This is a genomic window from Streptomyces sp. NPDC007162, assembly GCF_040634175.1.
GTDB lineage: Bacteria > Actinomycetota > Actinomycetes > Streptomycetales > Streptomycetaceae > Streptomyces.
In genome coordinates, this window is the sequence record NZ_JBEYFC010000135.1 from 1 (window position 1) to 19,956 (window position 19,956).

Consider the following 19,956-nt stretch of genomic DNA (forward strand, 5'->3'; position numbering starts at 1 on the left):
GGCCTGCTCCGCTCACGGGCCAAAGCCCCAGGCCCCGCCGGAGAAGCGGGATCTCCTCGCGGGCTGCGGGATGTTCGCGCTGCTGTGCTGCAGCTGCCAGATGTGCTGTGCGGAGGAGTACGAGGGGCCCTGGTCGCGGAAGAAGCGCGAGGGCTGCTGCCAGAACTGCGACTGCGACTGCCCGTGCGACGGCTGCGATGGCTGTGACGGCTGCGACTGCTGCTGCCCGTGCGACGGTTGCTGAGCACGCCCGTCGGGCCGTCAACCCGTCGACCCGCCGATCACCGTATACGGGGGCGGCGGGCGCGACCGTTCACCTCGGGATTCTCCGGGATCATGTTTCCGGGACGTAAAACAAAAACATGATCGGGTGACCGCTGCCCGGAGAGGGTCGTTGGCCGGGGCGCAGAGAACCATTTCTCCCATCGGTTCCGCGCACCGACCGACCCGCCTCCTGATTAAGGCACTTCCGTGCACACAGCCACCATCCGAACACGGCTCCTGAGGATTCTGGTCCTCGCGCTCGCCGTGCTGCTGACCCTGCTGGGCGCCGCCGCCGTCGAGCAGGTCTCCGCCTACCGCAACGCCTCCGCCACCGCGGACAACGCCCGCCTGGAGATCACCCTCCAGGGCCTGATCCACGAACTGCAGAAGGAGCGCGGTCTCACCACCGGATACGTCGGCGGCGTCCGGGAGTTCGGCGCCAAGCTGCCCGCTCAGCGCACGGCCACCGACGCCGCCAGGGACCGGCTCGACAAGGCGCTCCACGGACGCGACGACACGGCCGCCGGGTCGGTGCGCGAGTCCCTCGGCCGGCTCGACGGGCTCGCCGGGATCCGCCGGCACGCGGACGACCGCACCGGCCTGGTGAAGGACACCTTCGACTACTTCACCACCACCATCACCGTCCTCGACCGGCTCGACCTCGGCCTCAGCGACGTCCACGACGCCACCCTGCGCGACGCCTACCAGGCGCTGCGGATCCTCGGAAACGCCAAGGAGTACACGGGGGAGGAGCGCGCCATCGTGCTCGGCTCGGTGCGCGCCGGGAAGTTCCGGGGTGACGACTACAGCAGGTTCATGGAGATCCGGGCCGGCCGCCTGGCCGCCCTCGACACCTTCCCCCGCTCGGCCACCGACGCCCAGCAGCGCCGCCTGGACGCGGCGATGACCACCCCGGACGCCGAGCGCACCCTGGCCTACGAGAGCACCGCCGTAGGGGGCGCCGGCAAGCTGAGGTGGAGCGACATCCCGCCCATGCGGTGGTGGGACGCGACCACCGCCACCATCAACGGGCTGCGCGGCGTCCAGGTCTCGCTCGGCGCCGACGTCGAGAACCGGGCCACCGCCCTGGAGGACACCGCCCAGCGCGATCTGCTTCTCTTCCTGCTGCTCGCCCTCGGCACCGTCGCCGCGCTCGGCGCACTCGCCCTCGATTGCGTACGGTCCGTCTCCGCGCCCCTCGCCGAACTCGCCGAGCAGGCCCGGGAGACGGCCGGCCGGCGACTGCCCGAGGCCGTCGCAGCCGTCCAGCACGGTGCCTCCGGCGAGACCCCCGAGCCGCCCGCCCCGCTCGCCGTGTCCGCCCGGGCCGGCGCCGAGGTCAAGGAGGTCGCCGAGGCCTTCGACCGGGTGCAGCGGACCGCCTACGACCTCGCGACCGAGCAGGCCGTACTGCGCCGCAACGCCACCGACTCGCTGGTCAGCCTCGGCCGCCGCAACCAGAACCTGGTGCGCCGCCAGATCGGCTTCATCAACAAGCTGGAGCACGAGGACGCCGACCCCGCGACCCTCGCCAACCTCTTCGAACTGGACCACCTCGCCACCCGTATGCGCCGCAACGCCGAGAGTCTTCTCGTCCTCGCCGGGGAGTCCAGCCCCCGCCCCTGGTCCACCCCGCTGGCCGTCACCGACGTGCTGCGCGCCTCCCTCGCCGAGGTCGAGGAGTACCGCCGGGTCACCCTGCGCCGGGTCGAACCCGCCCACCTCAGCGGTTCGGTCGTCGCCGAGATCGCCCACCTGCTCGCCGAACTGGTCGAGAACGCGCTGAGTTTCTCGCCGCCGGACTCGGAGGTGGAGATCGAGGGCCGCCGCACCAGCGCCGGTTACCTGGTCGCCATCGTCGACCACGGCCTGGGCATGTCCGCGCAGGCGATCGCCGAGGCCAACGTACGGCTCTCCGGCACCGCCAGCTTCATGGCCGAACCCACCCGGTTCCTCGGCCACTTCGTGGTCGGAGCGCTCGCCCGCAAGTGCGGGATCGAGGTGCGGCTGGGCGAGGCACCGGCCGCCGGCGTGGTCGCCCGGGTGCTCATCCCGGTCAGCCTCCTCACGGAGGCGGCGGCGACCCCGAAGCAGGCCGCCGCCGCCGAGCCCGCCGTGGTACCGGCCCCGCGCACGGAACCCGAGGCGAGGCAGCCCGTCCCGGTCGCCGCCGGGACCGCCGGGCCGGGGCAGCCGCAGAAGAAGGGCGCCTCCGCCGCCCGCACCCGCAACGGCCTCGTCAAACGTCCCCAGCGCAGCGCCATCTCGGACGCCGTCGACGAGACCGACCGCGCCGACCGGGACAACCGGTCGGCGCCCGCCGAGCCCACGCCCCGGCGCAGCCCCGAGGAGGTCTCCGGCATGCTCGCCACGCTGCGCAGCGCGCACATGCGGGGCGGGATCAGCGTGGAGAAGGAGAAACGGGAGAAGCGGGCGGACCCGGAGAAGCGGGCCCACGCGGAGAAGCAGACGGTCCAGGAGGGCGCTGTGCAGGGGCAGGGTGACGCCAAATGACCACCGTGGACACTCCCAACGACTCGCGGACCTTCAACTGGCTGCTCGCGAACTTCGTCAGGTCCACCGACGGGGTGCGGGACGCGGTCGCCGTCTCCTCCGACGGGCTGCTGATCGCCGTCTCCGACGGGCTCGGGCGCACCGAGGCCGACCATCTCGCGGCAATCGTGTCCGGTCTGTCGTCGCTCGCGCGCAGCGCGTCCAAGCGGTACGGCTTCGACGGGGTCAAGCTCATCATGATCGAGATGGGCCGCGGGTTCCTGCTGGTCTCCGCGATCCGGGACGGCAGCTGCCTCGGCGTGCTCGCCGACTCCAGCGGCGAACTCGGCCTCGTCGGCTACGAGATGGCGGTGCTTGCGGAACGGGCCGGTGACCTGCTGACCCCCACGCTCATCGCCGATCTGCGGCAGGCGTTGCCCCGGTGAACGGGGAGCAGCCCATGGACGGGGAACCGGCCGACGACACGTCCTTCGTGCGCCCGTTCATCATCACCGGCGGCCGGGCCGAGCCGCTCCGGGCCGATCTGCGGCTGGAGACGCTCGTCGTGGCCGTCGGCGCGCCGGACGAGTCGCTGGCGTTCGAACGACGGCACATCGTCGCGGTGTGCGCACAGCCGACCACGGTCGCCGAGGTGGCCCACCGGGTCGGCGTCCCCCTCGGAGTCGCCAAGGTCCTGATCTCCGATCTCGTCGCCGCCGGCCGGCTCGCCTGCCGGCAACCCGCGGAGCTGCCGCTCCAGATGCTCGAAAGGATCAGGGACCATGTCCGGGCGCTCTGACAGGGTCGTGCCGCTCGCCGTGAAGATCGTGGTGAGCGGGGGACTCGGAGTCGGCAAGACGACGTTCATCGGCGCGATCTCGGAGATCGAGCCGCTGGACACGGAGGCGGCGATCACCCAGGTGTCGGTCGGCGTCGACTCGCTCGCCGGAGTCGAGTCCAAGACGACGACCACCGTGGCCCTCGACTTCGGGCGGATCACCCTGGACCCGTCCATCGCGCTGTACCTGTTCGGGACGCCCGGACAGGACCGGTTCTCGTTCCTGTGGGACGACCTGGTGGAGGGCGCCATCGGCACGGTCGTGCTCGCGGACACCCGGCGGATCGAGGACTGCTTCCCCGCCGTCGACTACTTCGAGGCGCACGGTGCGCCCTTCGTCCTCGCCGTGAACCGCTTCGACGGCGCCGAGCGGTTCGAACTGGAGGAGATCCGGGAGGCGTTGGGGTTGGGGGCGGACGTTCCCGTGCTGGAGTGCGACGCGCGGGAACGGGCGTCGGTCCGGGACGTGCTGGGCGCACTGATGGACCGGGTGATCGGGCAGCGGGTCGAAGGGGTACGGAACGCGAGGGGAGGGGTGCGCGTGTGAGGGCGAAGGGCGGTACGCGAGAACGAGACGCGAGGAGTCCCCGCCGGTGACGGGGCGCGCAGGGGGTCAGCTCAACAGGAACAGGACCACACTCGACCGAAGTCGATGTGGGAGCGGGTGACCAACCACTGCTGCGGATGCATGGGCCAAGTGGAACAGGTCTCCGGTTTTCCGTCAACTGCCCTGAGACGCGCCGCTCACACTCTGGACACCCTTGACAGCGAGGGGAAACACCGCCGTAGAGTCGACGGACGGCCTTGCTGAGGGGCTCGGCCGTAGGGCACCGCACAGCGGTGTTCCCGTGTGAAGGCAATCACCGTGTTCTCGCTGTCCGTCACGGAGCCTTCCCATGCCATACGACTCCCTTCCGCACGCCCCCGCAAGACCCCAGCTCGTGATCGTGGGGGCCGGGCCGCGGGGGACCGGTCTCCTGGAGCGCATCGCCGCCAACGCCCCCGAGCTGTACGCCGGTTCGGGCCTCGACATCCATCTGGTCGACCCGCACCCACCGGGCGCGGGCCGCATCTGGCGGGCCGCCCAGTCGCCGCTGCTGTGGATGAACTCGCACGCCGAGGACGTCACCATGTTCACCGACGAGACGGTGCGGATGACCGGCCCGGTGAAGGAGGGGCCCACCCTGCACGAGTGGGCGGGCCTGGACGGCCGTACCTTCGCCGACCGGCAGATCCAGGGCCGCTACCTGCGCCACGTCCACGACCGCGCCGTCGCCGACCTGCCCGACGGCGTCACCGTCCACCACCACCGCCGCCGGGCCCTGCGGGTGAGCGGGCCGCGCGAGGGCCGCCAGCAGGTGTGGCTGGAGGGCCGCCCGCGCCCCCTCCTCGCCGACCTCGTCGTCCTCGCCCTCGGCCACCTCGACGCGGAACCGGACGAGGAGCAGGTGGAGTTGGCCGCGTACGCCGATGCCCACCAGTTGGTCCACCTGCCGCCCGACTTCACCGCCGACAGCGACCTGTCCGCTCTGCGGCCCGGCGAACCGGTGCTGGTGCGCGGATTCGGACTCGCCTTCGTCGACCTGATGGTGCTGCTCACCGAGGGGCGGGGCGGCCGCTACGACGGGGACACCTACGTGCCCTCCGGACAGGAGCCGGTGCTCTACGTGGGGTCGCGGCGTGGAGTGCCGTACCACTCGAAGATCGGGTACGACTGGACCGGCGAACGCCCGCCGCTGCCGCGCTTCCTCGGGCCCGCCGAGGTCGGCGAACTGCTCGCCCGGCCGGCCGGCTTCGACTTCCGGCGGGACGTCTGGCCGTTGGTGGCGAAGGAACTGGGGTTCGCGCACTACCACCGTCTCTTCACCGTCCACCCCGAGCGGACGGCCGTCGCCTGGCCGGACTTCGAGGAGAAGTACGCCGCCGCCGACACGGAGGCCGAGGTCCGGACGCTGGTCGCCGCCGCCGTACCGGACCCCGCCGACCGGCTCGACCTCACGGCGCTCGACCACCCGCTGGACGGGGTGCGCTACGGGTCGCACGAGGAGTTCCAGGACGGGCTGCGCGGATACATCGAGGCGGACCTGGACCGCCGGCACGACCCAGCGTACAGCCCCGACCTCGCCATGTTCCTCGGACTGCTCTCCGTCTACGGGCAGTTGGTGCAGCTCGGGAACATCGGCTCCTGGTGGCACGGGTTCTTCAGCTACCTCGCCTCCGGGCCGCCAGGACCCCGGCTGCGGCAGATGCTCGCGCTGTCCCGGGCGGGCGTGCTCAGGTTCGTCGGCGCCGGGATGACGGTGACCGCGGCGGACGGGGTGTTCCGGGCCGCCGCCGACACCGTGCCCGGTTTCACCGTCGAGGCACGGGCGCTCGTCGAGGCACGGCTGCCCGAACCCACCCTCGGCCGCGCCCGGGACGCGCTGCTGCGCACCCTGCACGCCGACGGCGCCGTGGAGACGCCCGGCGGACTGCTTGCGGTGGACCCCGCCGACGGGCGGATCCTCGACGGGGACGGGCGACCGCATCCCCGGCGGTTCGCCCTCGGCCCCTTCACCGACAGCCGCACCCCCGGCGCCTTCACCCGGCCCCGCACCGGAGGGCCCGCGTTCCGGCAGAACGACGCCACGGCCCGCGCGGCCCTGACCTTCCTGCGCGGTCTGACGGAACGGGCCGCCGCCTGAGTGTGTTGCGCCCTGGCCCACGCCGTCCGGCGAGGGAGGGAGAGGAGTTTTTCGTGGTTCTCGGAGAGGTTGGTGTCCTGTGACCGGCTCATACGGCCGGGGGCTGCTGCATCTGGCCGCCGCCGTGGACCAGGTCGGCGTGTTCGACGCCGAGCGTTACGTCGAGCTGGTGCGGCTGGCCGAGAGCGGCGGGCTGGACTTCGTGACGCTCGACGGCCGGTTCGGGTGGGCGGAGAGCGACCCGGGGACCGTGCTGTCGCGGGTGGCCCCGGCCACCCGGCGGATCGGGCTGGTGCCTGTGGTGGCCGCCCCACCGGAGGCCGTCGCCCATCTCGACCGGGTCAGCGGGGGCCGGGCCGGCTGGTGGAGCGAGGAGCCGGGACCCGCCGAGGTGTTGTTCCCGGTGCGGGTGGCCGACGCCACAGAGGAGGCCGCCCGGCGCCCGGCCGCCCGGTACGCCGATGTGGCCCTGGTGCGGGCCGCGAGTTCCGCGCAGGCCGCCCTCGTACGGGACGAGCTGCGCTCCCAGGCACGGGAGTTCGGGCGGGACCCGGAAACGCTGCGGGTGCTGGTGAGTCTCATGGTGGATCTGGGGGACGGGGAGCGGGCGGCCGAGCCGGGGCACGGCGGCGGCGGCCCCCGGCAGACCGTGCAGGGTCCGCTGTACCGGGGCGGTCCGGTGGACCTGGCGGAGCTGATCGCGAGCTGGCACGGCGAGGGCGCCACCGACGGCTTCCACCTCGTCCCCGCCGAACCCCGCCGGGACCTGGAGCGGCTGGTCAACGGGACCGTGGCCCTCCTTCAGCACCGCGGTCTGTTCCGCACCTTCTATCCGGGCAGCACCCTGCGCGAGCACCTGGGCCTCGCCCGAAGCATGACCAACGAAGTGAAAGGGCTCTTCATATGACAACTGACGACGCGTCCGGCGACTGGAAGCGCTGGCACGAGCAGCGTGCGGAGCAGGTGTCGGCGCCCTACGGGCCGCTCGCCCTGGTCGGCACACACTGGATCGAGGACCATCCGGACGGCCGCCTTCCGAACGTTCCCGGCGTCTGGGCGGCCGACGCTGACGGAGTGGTCCTCACCGCGGCCGAGGCCGACGGCCTGGCCCTGGACGGTGAGCCCTTCGCCGGGGAGATCAGGCTCGCCGCCGACCGCGAACCGGCGGCCCGGGTCACGCACGGCGAGCGCCACCTGGTGGTGCTGGTCCGCGAAGACGTCTGGGGCGTACGGGACTACGACCCGGCCGCCGAGACGCGCCGTGCGTTCCGGGGCATCGACGCCACCCCCTATGACCCGCGCTGGTCGGTACCGGGCCGCTTCACGCCGTACGGCGACCGACGCTCCGTCCGGGTCGGCAACGCGGACGGGCGGGAGCGCGCACTGGTGCTCGCCGGCGAACTCGCCTTCACTCTGGCGGGTGAGGAACGGGCGCTCCAGGTCGCCGAGCAGGCCGACGGGCGGCTGTGGGCGGTGTTCGCCGACCGCACCAGCGGCCACAGCAGTTTCCGGTTCAGGTTCCTCTATTCGGCCGCCCCGGCAGCCGACGGCTCCACCACCGTCGACCTCAACCGGGCCCAACTGCCGCCGTGCGCCTTCGCGGACCACTTCATCTGCCCCTTCCCGCCCCCGGGGAACACGCTGGGCGTCGCCGTCGAGGCGGGGGAGCGCGGGCTGGGCTGAGGGAGAGGGTGGGGCGCGACCGGGGCGAGATCGCACAAACACACCACAGTTCACTCACAGTCGCACGGCCGAAAGGCGCCCTTGCGGCTACCGGTCGATCGCCCGAATACTCCCCCACAGCGCTTGTCAGGGGCATTGCGTGTCCGGAATCCGGGCATCCCCCCTGGCTGCGCCTCACGGGCCCCGACCCCACGCGGGCCCCCGACTTCCCCTGGGAGGGAACGACAAGTGAGGATCAAGCGCACGACCCCCCGCAGCGGTATCTCGAGACGGACCCGGCTGATCGCCGTGGGCACCGGCTTCCTGGCCGCGGCAGCGTTCGCCGTCCCCACCGCGAGCGCGAGTGCCGTCCACACCTTCAGCGCCACCCAGTTGAAGGCCGTGAACAGCTCTGTTCTGAAGGCCGACGTGCCCGGCACCGCCTGGTCCGTCGACAGCAAGACCGGCCGTGTCGTCGTCACCGCTGACTCCACGGTCTCCAACGCCGAGATCGCCAAGATCAAGCGGCAGGCGGGTGTCAACTCCGGTGCGCTCACCATCAAGCGGACCCCCGGCACCTTCAAGAAGCTGATCAGCGGCGGCGACGCCATCTACGGCGGCTCCTACCGCTGCTCGCTCGGCTTCAACGTGCACAGCGGCAGCACGTACTACTTCCTGACCGCCGGGCACTGCGGTCAGGTGGCCTCCACCTGGTACAGCAACTCCAGTCACAGCACGGTCCTGGGCACCAACGTCAGTTACAGCTTCCCGGGCAACGACTTCGCGCTGGTGAGGTACACCAACAGCTCGATCGCGCACCCGAGCGCGGTCGGCAGCCAGACCATCTCCAGCGCGGCCACGCCGAGCGTCGGGACCACGGTGTACCGCCGCGGTTCGACCACCGGCACGCACAGCGGCCGCGTCACCGCGCTCAACGCCACCGTCAACTACGGCAGCGGTGACGTCGTCTCCGGTCTGATCCAGACCACGGTCTGCGCCGAGGGCGGCGACAGCGGCGGCCCGCTCTACGGCGGTTCCGTGGCCTACGGTCTGACCTCCGGCGGCAGCGGCGACTGCACCTCCGGCGGTACGACCTTCTTCCAGCCGGTCACCGAGGCGCTGAGCTACTACGGCGTGAGCGTCGGCTGACGATCCGCCCGGATCGGCTCCCGGCACTGGCCCCCGCACGCGACCGCGTGCGGGGGCTGTCCTGTGCCATCGAAGTTTGAGCGGCAGGGGTCCCCCCGGATCATCTGCCGCGAAAACAACGGATATTGCTGACCAGCAGGGATGCGGACCAGATTGCTGATCAGCCTTCCCATCCGGCTTGTTCGGCAGGGGGGGTGCTCTCGCGGTGCTTGCGGAGTTCCCGGTACGGCGTGGAGCGACTGACGGTAGGCGGCAGCCCGGGAGAGCGCGAGGGGCAGGTGCCCAAGGTCTTGGGCGAGGGCGGTGAGCTGGTCGTCGGGTTCGCGGCGGTGGGGGCAGAGCGCTGACAAGGTAGGCCAAAGCCTCGTTGGGGGTGAACAGGCCAACTTCAATCAGGTGGCGGTCGGTTCCGGTAAGGGCGGCGTCGCGGCGGCGGGTGGTGACCAGGGTGCTCGCTCGGGTCGGCTCGGCACAATTCGATTCCGGCCTGTGCGTACCCGGTGACCAGTGCTGAGCGACTGCTGGCGGTGATCCCCTGCGGCCGCCGCCTCGGAGTACGCGTCGGTCCACGCCGGTCTGCTGTGGCCGAGGGCCGCTGCGGTGGCCACCCACGAGAGTGATGTGCCCGACGAGGTCACCGAGCGCAGGCTGCTGACCAGGAACCTGCGGACCGTCAACGCCCTGCCGGGCCGGGCGGTCCTCGAGCCGGTGATCGCCGGTGTGACCGCGGGCTCACCGGGGCGGGCACGGTGTCGCCGGTCGGGCGCCTGTCCATGTGCGAGTGGGGCTGCCGCATGGACAGGCGTGACCGCGGGCGTCAGGCCGTTTCGAGGAAGGGGTAGTCGGTGTAGCCCTCGGCGCCCGGCCCGTAGAACAGTTCCGGCCGCGGCTCGTTCTCCGGGTGGCCACCCTGCCAGCGCTCGACCAGGTCGGGGTTGGCGATGAGAGCCCGGCCCACGACCACGGCGTCGGCGTGGTCGGCCTCGATGTGCTGGAGCGCCTGCTCGCGGGTGGTCTGCCCCCCGAAGGGGCCGTTGTTGACGATCAGCTTGCCGTCGAAGCGCCGCCGCAGCTCCTGTACCAGGTCGCCGCCCGGCTCGATGTGCAGGATGGAGAGGTAGGCCAGGCCCAGCGGGCGCAGTTGGTCGAGCAGGGTGCCGTAGGTGGCCAGGACGTCGTCCCGGTCGGTCTCGAAGACGTCCCCGAGGTCGACCTCCGGCGAGATCCGCAGCCCGACCCGCTCGGCACCGACAGCCTGGGCGACCGCCGTGACGACCTCGACGACGAAGCGGGCGCGGTTCTGCGGCGAGCCGCCGTATCCATCGGTGCGCTGGTTGGCCGCCGGGGAGAGGAACTCCTGGAGCAGGTAGCCGTTGGCGCCGTGGATTTCCACGCCGTCCGCTCCCGCCTCGATGGCCCGGCGGCCCGCGGCGACGAAGTCCTCCACGGCTGCCCGGATCTCTGCGGTGGTCATCGCTTCCGGTACGGGGTAGGGCTGCTCGCCCTTCTCGGTGAACGTCTTGTTGTCGATGGCGATCGCGCTGGGGGCGAGGATGCGGCGGCCGCCGTTGATGTCGGGGTGGGTGCCGCGGCCGGCGTGCATGATCTGCAGGACGATGCGACCACCCTCGGCGTGCACCGCCTCGAACACCCGCTGCCAGCCGGCCGCCTGCTCATCGGTGGCGATGCCCGGCTCACCGACATACCCCTGCGACGCGTGGTCGGGGTAGGTGCCCTCCGTGATGATCATTCCGACGCTCGCCCGCTGCCGGTAGTACTCGACCATCAGGTCCCCGGGAACGCCTGAGGAACCGGCCCGGACCCGGGTTATCGGTGCCATGACGATGCGGTTGGCGAGCTCGATCTTCCCGAGAGAGACGGGGGAGAAAAGCGATGGAACGGGCGAAACTTCTGAAATATTGACAGTCATGGGTTTCTTTCTTTCTGCAATACGGAGGAAAACGGGATGAAGGTCTGCGCCGCAGGGGGTCCACGCTGTCCCGGCGGTGACGCGGTGCCAGGCGCGCTCGGGGTGTGGAGGGTGTTGGCTGCGAACGCGGTCAGAGGACCGGTACACGGCTTCACCTGGAACGCGATTGCGGCGGTGGCGGGAACTGCTAGCTGAGCGGGACGTCCGCGACACCCTTGAGGTGGCTGAACGTCTCGAGGGAATACCGGCCGTGGTAGCGGCCCATGCCGCTTCCGCCGACGCCGCCGAAAGGCAGGCCGGTCATGAGCAGTTGCATCACCGGCTGGCCCCAGGCGACGCCGCCGGAGGAGGTCTCGTTCAAGAGGCGAGACTTGGTGGCCTCGGACTCGGCGAAGGCGTAGAGCGCGAGGGGCTTGTCACGTTCGTTGATGAAGGCGATGGCGGCATCGAGGTCTGCGACTTCCACGACGGCGATGATCGGACCGAAGATCTCCTCCTGCATGACCGGCGACGCGGGGTCGACATCGGTGAGCACGGTCGGTGCGATGAACAGGTCGTCGCGGTCGTGCTGGCCCCCCACGGCCACCCGGCCGGAGTCCAGCAGACGCGTGAGCCGGTCGAAGTGCCGCTCGTTGATGATCCGGCCGAAGTCGGCTGAGGTCTGCGGGCTGGTGCCGAACTGGGCTTCGACCGCCGTGCGCAGGGCGGGAACCAGGGCGGCGGCGGTGGCAGGATCGGCAAGAACGTAGTCGGGGGCTATGCACTGCTGCCCCGCGTTGCCGAACTTGGCGCCGACCAGCCGCTTGGCGGTCTCGTCCACGTCTGCGTCGGGCGCCACGAAGACCGGCGACTTTCCTCCGAGTTCGAGCGTGACCGGGGTGAGGTTCTTGGCGGCTGCGGCCATGACGATCCGGCCGACCGTGCCATTGCCGGTGTAGAAGATGTGGTCGAAACGCTGCGCCAGGAGGGCCGTGGTCTCCTCGGCGCCCCCCTCGACCACGGTGAGCACGTCGGCGTCGAAGTACTCACGCAGCAGGCGTGAAGCCACCGCCGAGGTGTGCACCGAGACCTCGCTCGGCTTGGCCACCACGGTGTTCCCCGCGGCCAGCGCGCCGATGACGGGGTCGATGAGAAGGTGCAGCGGGAAATTCCACGGAGCGATCACCAGGACGACCCCGAGCGGGTCGTACGTGGTGTAGGCCGTTGTCGTGGGACCGAAGTGGGCAGGGACCTCCACCGGGCGAGGCTGAAGCCAGCTCTCGAGATTCGCCAGCGTCTCGTCGATGTCGGCGACGGTGAAGTCGATCTCCTGCGTCTTCGCCTCGGCGGCGTTCTTCCTCAGATCCGCCCAGAGCGCTTCGATCAGCTCCTGCTCGTTCTCGACCAGCAGCGCCCGCAGCCGCCGCAGCTGGTCGATGCGCCAGTCCAGTGGGCGGGTGACGCCGGCGTCGAACGTCGCACGAAGGCGGCCGACCACCTCCGCGGCCGTTTCGGTCCGGTGCGTCCTCGCCTCGGTCCCCTGTGTTGCGGTCATGGGGTGTGCTCCGTTCCTGATGCAAGCCACGCCCCGGCTGCCTTCCAGCCGGGCACAGTCTCCAGCGTGCTGGACGATCCGGTATTCACCCAGGTCACAGCTTTGTGTACATCCGCTGTGCCTACCACTGACTTGGGCAGGCTGGCGTGCGTCCGACCGTGGATACTCGGAGGCATGGACGAATACCCCGAACCGGTGCACGAGCCCGCCGCCGGCGCTCTGGACCCGCGTGCCGAGCTCAGCGAGTTCCTGCGCACCCGGCGGGCCCGGCTCAAGCTGGAGGACGTCGGCCTGCCGGACTTCGGGCGGCACCGGCGGGTGCCGGGGCTGCGCCGCGAGGAGCTGGCGCAGCTGGCCGGGGTGTCGGTGGGGTACTACACGCGCCTGGAGCAGGGCAACGGGCAGCACGTGTCGGCGGAGGTCCTTGACGCCATCGCCCGCGCGCTCCGGCTCAGCGACGCCGAGCACGCCCACCTCACCCACCTGGCGAAACCGAAACAGAAGAAGAAGCCTGCCGGCCGCACCCAGCAGGTGCGGGGCCCCCTACGGACGCTGCTGGACACCATGGAAGGCGGCCCTGCCATCCTCGTGGGGCGGCGCTCGGACATCCTCGCCTGGAACCGGATGGCCGCGGCGGTCTTCGGTGACTGGGCCGTGCTGCCCGAGCGCGAGCGGAACTGGGCGCGACTGGTTTTTCTCAGGCCCGAGTACCGCGACCTGTTCGTGGACTGGGAGCAAAAAGCGAACGACGTCGTCTCTCAGCTGCGCATGGACGCCGGCTCCCATCCCAACGACCCCCGGCTGTCCGCGCTGGTGGGCGAACTCTCCGTGAAGAGCGAGGATTTCAGGCGGCTGTGGGCCGCCCACGACGTCCGGGACAAGTGCCACGGCATCCAGCGCCTGCACCACCCGCTCGTCGGCGAACTCGACCTCCGCCTCGAGTCGTTCCACCTGGCCGACGACCACGAACAGACACTGGCGACGTACCACGCCGAACCCGGTTCCCCGTCCGCGGAGGCACTACGACTGCTGGCCAGCTGGGGCACCGACGCGACCAGGGCGGGAACGGGCGCGCCGCCGGCGAGCAGGACTCGCTGAACGCGGCTTCGCGGCTTGGGCGCCGTGGGTGACATCTGCCAGCGCTTCTTCGACGAGAGGGCGTCCACGTCGATGCCGGACTGGACGAGCGGACGATCGGCATCCCCCTCGACCAGCTGCGTACCGTTCCTCGACGCATCGCCGTGGCCGGGGGGACCGCGCCGCGCCGTGGAGGGACGGTGGCACCCGTCCCTTTGCCGACAGCGTCCGGGACAGCCCCAGCGAGGCATCCGATGCGACGAGCCGGCGGGTCCGCAGGCCGGTGGTAGAGACTCCGACAATTCCTGTAGAGAGAGGGCGAGGAGGCCGCACTGAACTCGGTGGTGCCGCCCGCCCGCCTTGCCCGCAGCTGGAAGCCGGGCCGGTCGCCTCCCGGGATGGTCCCTGTCAGAGGCGACCCGAGAGGTGCGCACCTTTCGCCGGGCTCTACTCGGGTGATGCGCCCTGCCCCGAACTGAGTCCGTCCAGCAGGAGGTCTCCGAGTTCGGAGAAGGCGTCGCCGGCGGTGAGGCCGGTGCTCTCCAGGAGGACCCCCGACTGGACCGCGTCGATGGTGACTGCGACGACCTGGGCGGCGAAATGCCCGTTGAGTGCGCGGAAGACGCCGCTCTGCACGCCCTCCTCGATCAGTTCGTGGACCCGGTGCGCCGCGGCTGCGGAGTTCTTGCGGTAGATATGTGCCGTCGGTTCGTAGCCGACCATGTCGTCGTAGAAGGCGTGGGAGTGCCGGCGCATTGCCGTGCCGACGCCGGTGAGGTAGACGCGGATGCGCTGCCTGGGGTCGGGCTCGGACTGGACGGCCTGTTCGATCTCGGCTGTCGCCTCCCGGAAGAAGGTGCGGGTGACCGCCAGTACCAGCTGTTCTTTCGTGGAGGCGAGGCTGTACAGCGTCGCCTTGGAGCATCCCAGTCGCTGGGCGAGCTCGTCCATGGTCACCGCGGTGAAGCCTTCGGCCAGGATGATCGTCTCGGCCTGACGCAGCAGTTCGTCCCGCCGGCGAGTGTCGACGACCCGCCTGCGCGCCGTTCGGCGCGGACGTCGGTCACGCGAGTCAGTTGGGGCCGTCACCGCAGTAGTCTCCCATAAGCGTCTCCGCCTGAAGCGGCGATTGGTCGTCCGGCCGGAAGGCCGACCATTGCTAATGGGTACCACCGTACTGCCTAACGTACCCGAGGGGAGCGGTCCCGTGTCGATCAGTGTGGGTGGGCCGGACGACGAAGGCTGACACTGCAGACGATCGCCTGCTGGCCCGCCGGGTTCGCGGTTACCGGATCGAGGAGCCGATGGAGATGCCGCCGTCCACGTCCAGGACGACACCGGTGATGTAGCCGGCGGCCTCGCTTGCGAGGAAGGCCGCGGCTTCGGCGATGTCCTCGGGGCGGCCGGTGTGGCGCATGGGGATCTTGTGGGTGAGTTTGTCGCGTGCGGGGCCGTTCATGGAGGCGAGCATGGGGGTCTCGATGAGGCCGGGGGCGATGGCGTTGGCGGTGATGCCGTGGCGGGCGCCTTCGAGGGCGAGGGTGCGGGTCATGCCGACGATGCCGGCCTTGGCGGCCACGTAGTTGGTCTGGCCGAAGTTTCCGCGCCAGGACATCGAGGAGAAGCTGACGATACGGCCGTAGCCCTGGCGTTTCATCGGTGCGAACGCGGCGCGGGCGCAGTGGAAGCCGCCGGTGAGGCTGACGTTGACGACCTCGTGCCAGTCCTCGTCGGTGATGTCCTCGACGCGGTTGTCGCGGATGATCCCGGCGTTGTTGATCAGCACGTCGAGTCGGCCGAGTTGGGTGGTGACGCCGTCGATCCAGGCGTTGACCCGGGCCGAGTCGGTCACGTCCACCACGTCGGTGCGGAGTTTCGCGTCGTGGGCGTCGGTGATGGTCCTGGCGGCGGCGGTGAGGGCCTGTTCGTTGACGTCGGCCAGCGCGACCGCGGCGCCCTCCGCGGCGAACCGGGTCGCCATGGCGAGGCCGAGTCCCTGTGCGGCTCCGGTGACGGCGACGACGCGTCCCTGGTAGCGATTCACTTGTTGCCCGCTTTCGTGGTGGGGGGAGTGAGGAAGGACCGCAGGGCGTCGGCCACCGAGCTGGCCGACCAGTTGTCGGCGAAGGTGGCCAGTTCCTCGCGCAGGGCCTGTTCGGGGGCCATGCCGTCGATCCGGTGCAGCAGTGTCTTGAGGTGTTCCTGGGCGGGGCTGTGGCGGTCGGCCAGCTGGTGGCAGATGCGGGTGGCGGTGGCTTCGAGGTCGGCCTCGGGCACGATCGAGTGGATCCAGCCGGTGTTCTCGAATTCGGTCGCGGGCAGCAGTTCGCCGGTCAGCAGGAGCCGGCGGGACAGGCCCCGGCCGACCGCGCCGGGCAGCCGTACGCTCGATCCGCCGGCCGGTACCAGGCGGCGGTTGAGGTGGCCGTCGCCGATGAGCGTGGTGTCGGCGGCGACGACGACATCGCAGGCCAGGGCGAGTTCGAGGCCACCGGCGACGGCGTGACCGTGGAGCACGGCGACCCAGGGTTTGGGGCTGGCCGCGATGCGGCTGAAGCAGGCCGACACGTCGGTCAGGAAGCCGACCGGGTTGTGGCCCGCGTCGTGGAGCTCCAGGAACTGGTGGAAGTCCCCTCCGGCGCAGAAGCTCGGTCCCTTGCCGGCCACCGCGACGACCGCGGTACCGGGATCGGCCTCGGCGCTGGTGATCTGCTTGTCGAGGGCTGCTACGAGGGTGATGTCGAGGGCGTTGCGTCGCTCGGGGCGGTTGAGCGACAGCCAGCGGACGGGGCCGCGTTGCTCGACGAGCAGCGGTTCCTTGCCGGTCAACGTGACTCCGGGGTGGCGAGTTCGGCGCGGCGGCGGTTGCGCAGCAGGTAGCGCTGGGTCTTGCCGCTGGGGGTCTTGGGCAGGGCGTCGATGAAGTGGATCGTGCGCGGGTAGGCGTGGGCGGCGTAGCGGGTCTTGACCAACTGCTGCAGCTCGGCGGCCAGTTCCGGTGAACCGTGGCCGCCGCCTTTGCCGTCGTCGCCGCCGTCGACTCCGTCGCGGAGGACGACGTACGCCTCGATGACCTCGCCGCGCACCTCGTCGGGGGCGCCGATCACGCTGCACTCGGCGACCGCGGGATGCTGGGCGAGGACGCTCTCGATCTCGAACGGCCCGATCCGGTAACCGGCCATGATGATGACGTCGTCGTCGCGGGAGGAGAAGAAGAAGTCGCCGTCGGCGTCGACGCGCCCGGCGTCGCCGGTGAGGTACCAGCGGCCGTCGGGGGTGAACTTGGAGGCGCTCTGCCCGGGGCTCTGGTAGTCGCGGAACGTCATCAGCGGGCTCGCCGCGACGTCGATCGCGACCCGGCCGAGCACGCCCTCTCCGGCGGGCTCGTCCTTCTCGTCGGTCAGGACGGTGAGGCTCCAGCCGGGTACCGGCCGGCCCATGGATCCCGGCTTGAGCGGACGGGCGAGTTCGGGATGGTGGTGGTTGGCCAGGGGCATGCCGACCTCGGTCTGGCCGAAGTGGTCGTGCACGGCGAGACCGAGCGCGGCGCCGGCCCACTCGTTGACCTCAGGAGTCAGGGGCTCACCCGCGCTGGACGCCCGCTCCAGCCGCAGCCCCTCGGGCACCGGCACCGACGAGGAGCGCAGTCCCCGGTACACGGTCGGGGCGGCGGTGAAGTCGGTGACCCGGTGGTCGAGGAGAGTGCGCCAGGTCCTCTCGGCCGAGAACCCGCCGGACAGCAGGAGGCTGGGGAGGCCGGCGGCCAGCGGCGCGACGATGGCGGCGTACAGCCCGTAGGCCCAGCCGGGGTCGGCGGCGCACCAGTAGGTGCTGTCGCGGGTGACACCGAGGCCGTACTCCAGGTAGATCTGCCATCCCGTGATGTAGGAGACGGGGTGGATGACGCCCTTGGGCTTGCCGGTGGTGCCGGAGGTGAACATGTGGACCAGGGGGCCGTCTCCGCTGGTGGTGACGGTGGGCAACGGCTCGGGCGACGCGGCCGCGATCAGGTCGGCCAGCGACAGGTCACCGGGTGACGCGCCGGGTCCGGTGACGACGATCCGGCGCTGGGGGTCGTCCGGCAGGTCGGGGCCGGGGTCGAGTTTGTGGCGCTGGTCGGGGTCGACGACCACGACGTGCGCACCGGCGCCCTCCAGGCGCAGGGCGATGGCCTGGGGTGCGAACGCGGTGAACAGCGGGACGTAGACCGCGCCGAGCCGCCAGCTCGCGAGGATGACGGTGACCAGGTCGGTTCCCTTGCCCATCAGGGTCGCCACCCTGTCGCCCGGACCGACGCCGAGGTCCTGGAGCGCCCGCGCACAGCGGTGCGAGCCCGCGGCGAGCTCGCCGAAGGTCAGCGTGGAAGCTGTGCCGTCGCCGTCGCCGTCGACGACGGTGAACGCGACGCGGTCGGCGGGGTGCCGGTCGCACAGCAGGTGGGCCACGTCGAGGGAAGGGGCCGCGAAGGTCGCGGTCAGCTCGGCGACCCGGTCGGCGGCGCTCATGACCGGCCCTTCCGGTCGATGACCGGCAGCACCAGGCGGCTGGGGTGGTTCGGCCCGTGGTGGATGTGGTTGATCGCGGGGATCATCTGCTCCTCGCTCTCGTGGGCGATGACGCCGCCGGTGTTGGTGTTGCGGTCGTAGCGGGGGAAGTTGCTGCTGGAGATGTCCACGCGGATGCGGTGACCGGGCAGGAAGACGTTGGACGTGGCGGTCATGTCGATGGTGATCTCGTAGACCGTCCCGGGCTCCATGAACTCTTCGGTGGCCGGGCCGCCCCGGTAGCGGGTGCGCAGGATCCCGTCGCACAGGTTGATCGCCTTGCCGTCCGGGAAGACGTCGACGAGCTTGGCGGTGAAGTCGGTGTCCACGGCCGACGAGGAGACGTACAGGGTCAGGCTGACCGGGCCGGTGACCTCGACGGGCTCCTCGAGCACCGGGCCGGCGAAGCACAGGACGTCCTCGCGGGCGGCGACGGTCCGCTGGTCGACCGGGCCGCAGAGTTCCAGTGTCACCGGCATGGTCGCCCCGCCGGCCGTGGGAACCGGGCGGCGCGGGTCGTAGAGGTAGGTGTCGTGCCCGGCGCCGGTCGGCGGCTCGGTCGTCAGCACGCCGTCGCCGCCCGCGGTGTTGGCGTGGCCGGCGCTGGTGAGGTGGTAGTCGGTCCACTGCGTGTCGGGCAGCGGCCACTCCTGCTCGTCGCGCCACTGGTCGATGCCCATGACGAAGATCTTCACTGGTGCCACGCCGTCCAGAGCGGTGGTGTCGCCGCGCAGCCAGCGGTCGAAGAACTTCACGTGCAGGCCGGTCAGACCCATCATCTGCGCAGTGGCCAGCGGTCCGAAGGAGCGGTCGGGATAGACACCACTCGTGGACATGTGATCCCACGGACCGATGATCAACCGCTGGCCCTCGCGTGCGTGCGCACTGCCCGCCTTCTGACGGGCGGTGGTGTACGTGCGCACCGTCTGCCCGATGTAGAGGTCGTACCAGCCGCCGATGTTCAGCGCCGGGACGGTGACGTTCTTGAGCTCAGGCGTGAGCTCCATGGCGTCCCAGTACTCGTCGTGGGACGGGTGCGCCATCCAGTCGTCCCACCACTTCCCGTACTCCGCCAGTACCGGGACCTCGGCCGTCGGCAGCACGTCGTTCAGCGGCGCCGGGAACAGCGCCGCCTGGCCGAGCTGCTCCAGCTGGGACACGGAGCCCTCACCGGCCGCCAGGGACCGCTGGGCGTCGGCCATGTACATCATGGCGTTCCAGGCGGTGACCAGGCTCAGTGAGAGCGCACCGCCCGGGCCGTACCAGGGCGCTTCGTAGTTGTCGATCGAGGTGACGGACGGCGCGATCGCCTTGAGGGCGGGGGCGCCGGTCACGGCGGCCTCCCACTGGACCATCCCGAGGTAGGACGCTCCGTACATGCCCACCGTGCCGTCGGACCACGGCTGGTCGGCGATCCAGGCGACGGTGTCCTCGCCGTCGTTGCGGTCGGCCATGTGCGGCACGAACTCGCCCTCCGAGCGATGGGTGCCGCGGCAGTCCTGCACCACCAACGCGTAACCGGCCTCCAGCAGAGCCATGAGGTCGGGCATGACCCCGCCCAGGGTGACGCCGAACACGTCCTTGCCGTAGGGCATGCGCACGAGCAGCGTCGGCGCCTTCTCCTCGACTGGATGCCACACGTTGGCGGCGAGGGCTACACCGTCACGCATCGGAACTCGGACATCTATCTCGTAAAGGTGCTGCATCGGTGCTCCGTAAGTTGTTAGGCGGCCCGGGAGGGCCGGATGTGGCTGATCGGTGCTTGCCTTCCGTGGCTCCCG

Annotated in this window: 16 protein-coding genes and 1 pseudogene; 10 read left to right on the forward strand and 7 right to left on the reverse strand. The window is 70.9% G+C overall.

Annotation, left to right across the window (positions count from 1 at the left end; all coding sequences use genetic code 11):
* The 9 genes and pseudogenes from ABZ646_RS18265 to ABZ646_RS18305 all read left to right on the forward strand — a co-directional run.
* Window positions 1-244: pseudogene (locus ABZ646_RS18265) on the forward strand (hypothetical protein); the annotation flags it as partial.
* Between the two features lie 227 nt (window positions 245-471).
* The gene (locus ABZ646_RS18270) at window positions 472-2,778 is read left to right on the forward strand and encodes a nitrate- and nitrite sensing domain-containing protein (protein ID WP_360519671.1); all 2,307 of its coding nucleotides are present in this window, start codon (window positions 472-474) and stop codon (window positions 2,776-2,778) included.
* On the forward strand, window positions 2,775-3,203 hold the full coding sequence (locus ABZ646_RS18275; RefSeq protein WP_360519673.1) for a roadblock/LC7 domain-containing protein: 429 nt from the start codon (window positions 2,775-2,777) through the stop codon (window positions 3,201-3,203). The genes ABZ646_RS18270 and ABZ646_RS18275 overlap by 4 nt, the downstream gene beginning before the upstream one ends.
* Before the next feature lie 14 nt (window positions 3,204-3,217).
* Complete coding sequence (locus ABZ646_RS18280) at window positions 3,218-3,556, forward strand: DUF742 domain-containing protein (protein WP_360519675.1); 339 nt, start codon at window positions 3,218-3,220, stop codon at window positions 3,554-3,556.
* On the forward strand, window positions 3,540-4,142 hold the full coding sequence (locus tag ABZ646_RS18285) for an ATP/GTP-binding protein (protein ID WP_360519677.1): 603 nt from the start codon (window positions 3,540-3,542) through the stop codon (window positions 4,140-4,142). The genes ABZ646_RS18280 and ABZ646_RS18285 overlap by 17 nt, the downstream gene beginning before the upstream one ends.
* Before the next feature lie 349 nt (window positions 4,143-4,491).
* Window positions 4,492-6,279 carry an FAD/NAD(P)-binding protein gene (locus ABZ646_RS18290; protein WP_360519679.1) on the forward strand — a complete coding sequence of 596 codons (1,788 nt, stop codon included), beginning with the start codon at window positions 4,492-4,494 and terminating at the stop codon, window positions 6,277-6,279.
* A gap of 79 nt (window positions 6,280-6,358) precedes the next feature.
* Complete coding sequence (locus tag ABZ646_RS18295; RefSeq protein ID WP_360519681.1) at window positions 6,359-7,186, forward strand: LLM class flavin-dependent oxidoreductase; 828 nt, start codon at window positions 6,359-6,361, stop codon at window positions 7,184-7,186.
* A complete protein-coding gene (locus tag ABZ646_RS18300; protein ID WP_360519683.1) occupies window positions 7,183-7,962 on the forward strand; it encodes a DUF1684 domain-containing protein in 780 nt (259 codons plus the stop codon). The genes ABZ646_RS18295 and ABZ646_RS18300 overlap by 4 nt, the downstream gene beginning before the upstream one ends.
* A 228-nt stretch (window positions 7,963-8,190) precedes the next feature.
* Window positions 8,191-9,090, forward strand: a complete 900-nt coding sequence (locus tag ABZ646_RS18305; RefSeq protein WP_360519685.1) for a S1 family peptidase — start codon at window positions 8,191-8,193, stop codon at window positions 9,088-9,090.
* Between the two features lie 817 nt (window positions 9,091-9,907).
* Here the strand turns inward: ABZ646_RS18305 and ABZ646_RS18310 are convergent.
* Together ABZ646_RS18310 and ABZ646_RS18315 are read right to left on the reverse strand one after the other, a co-directional pair.
* A complete protein-coding gene (locus tag ABZ646_RS18310) occupies window positions 9,908-11,020 on the reverse strand; it encodes an alkene reductase (protein WP_360519687.1) in 1,113 nt (370 codons plus the stop codon).
* A gap of 187 nt (window positions 11,021-11,207) precedes the next feature.
* Complete coding sequence (locus ABZ646_RS18315) at window positions 11,208-12,554, reverse strand: aldehyde dehydrogenase family protein (protein ID WP_360519689.1); 1,347 nt, start codon at window positions 12,552-12,554, stop codon at window positions 11,208-11,210.
* A gap of 174 nt (window positions 12,555-12,728) precedes the next feature.
* Between ABZ646_RS18315 and ABZ646_RS18320 the strand changes: the two genes are divergently transcribed.
* Entirely contained in the window at window positions 12,729-13,652 is a 924-nt protein-coding gene (locus ABZ646_RS18320; protein ID WP_360519691.1) for a helix-turn-helix transcriptional regulator, read from the forward strand.
* Between the two features lie 426 nt (window positions 13,653-14,078).
* Here the strand turns inward: ABZ646_RS18320 and ABZ646_RS18325 are convergent, their stop codons facing one another.
* From ABZ646_RS18325 to ABZ646_RS18345, 5 genes are all read right to left on the reverse strand, one after another.
* Entirely contained in the window at window positions 14,079-14,720 is a 642-nt protein-coding gene (locus ABZ646_RS18325; protein WP_360519693.1) for a TetR/AcrR family transcriptional regulator, read from the reverse strand.
* Between the two features lie 196 nt (window positions 14,721-14,916).
* A complete protein-coding gene (locus ABZ646_RS18330) occupies window positions 14,917-15,675 on the reverse strand; it encodes an SDR family NAD(P)-dependent oxidoreductase (RefSeq protein ID WP_360519695.1) in 759 nt (252 codons plus the stop codon).
* A complete protein-coding gene (locus tag ABZ646_RS18335) occupies window positions 15,672-16,460 on the reverse strand; it encodes an enoyl-CoA hydratase/isomerase family protein (RefSeq protein WP_360519697.1) in 789 nt (262 codons plus the stop codon). The genes ABZ646_RS18330 and ABZ646_RS18335 overlap by 4 nt, the downstream gene beginning before the upstream one ends.
* A complete protein-coding gene (locus tag ABZ646_RS18340) occupies window positions 16,457-18,136 on the reverse strand; it encodes an AMP-binding protein (RefSeq protein ID WP_360519699.1) in 1,680 nt (559 codons plus the stop codon). Before ABZ646_RS18340 ends, ABZ646_RS18335 begins: the two co-directional genes overlap by 4 nt.
* Entirely contained in the window at window positions 18,133-19,845 is a 1,713-nt protein-coding gene (locus ABZ646_RS18345; protein ID WP_360519701.1) for a CocE/NonD family hydrolase, read from the reverse strand. Before ABZ646_RS18345 ends, ABZ646_RS18340 begins: the two co-directional genes overlap by 4 nt.
* Between the last annotated feature and the right edge of the window lie 111 nt (window positions 19,846-19,956).

Bases quoted from the DNA above. Each gene is read 5' to 3' on its own strand.
- ABZ646_RS18300 (WP_360519683.1), top strand. From the start codon at position 7,183: ATGACAACTGACGACGCGTCCGGCGACTGGAAGCGCTGGCACGAGCAG.
- ABZ646_RS18340 (WP_360519699.1), bottom strand. From the start codon at position 18,136: ATGAGCGCCGCCGACCGGGTCGCCGAGCTGACCGCGACCTTCGCGGCC.
- ABZ646_RS18275 (WP_360519673.1), top strand. From the start codon at position 2,775: ATGACCACCGTGGACACTCCCAACGACTCGCGGACCTTCAACTGGCTG.
- ABZ646_RS18345 (WP_360519701.1), bottom strand. From the start codon at position 19,845: ATGCGTGACGGTGTAGCCCTCGCCGCCAACGTGTGGCATCCAGTCGAG.
- ABZ646_RS18280 (WP_360519675.1), top strand. From the start codon at position 3,218: ATGGACGGGGAACCGGCCGACGACACGTCCTTCGTGCGCCCGTTCATC.
- ABZ646_RS18285 (WP_360519677.1), top strand. From the start codon at position 3,540: ATGTCCGGGCGCTCTGACAGGGTCGTGCCGCTCGCCGTGAAGATCGTG.
- ABZ646_RS18315 (WP_360519689.1), bottom strand. From the start codon at position 12,554: ATGACCGCAACACAGGGGACCGAGGCGAGGACGCACCGGACCGAAACG.
- ABZ646_RS18320 (WP_360519691.1), top strand. From the start codon at position 12,729: ATGGACGAATACCCCGAACCGGTGCACGAGCCCGCCGCCGGCGCTCTG.
- ABZ646_RS18290 (WP_360519679.1), top strand. From the start codon at position 4,492: ATGCCATACGACTCCCTTCCGCACGCCCCCGCAAGACCCCAGCTCGTG.
- ABZ646_RS18310 (WP_360519687.1), bottom strand. From the start codon at position 11,020: ATGACTGTCAATATTTCAGAAGTTTCGCCCGTTCCATCGCTTTTCTCC.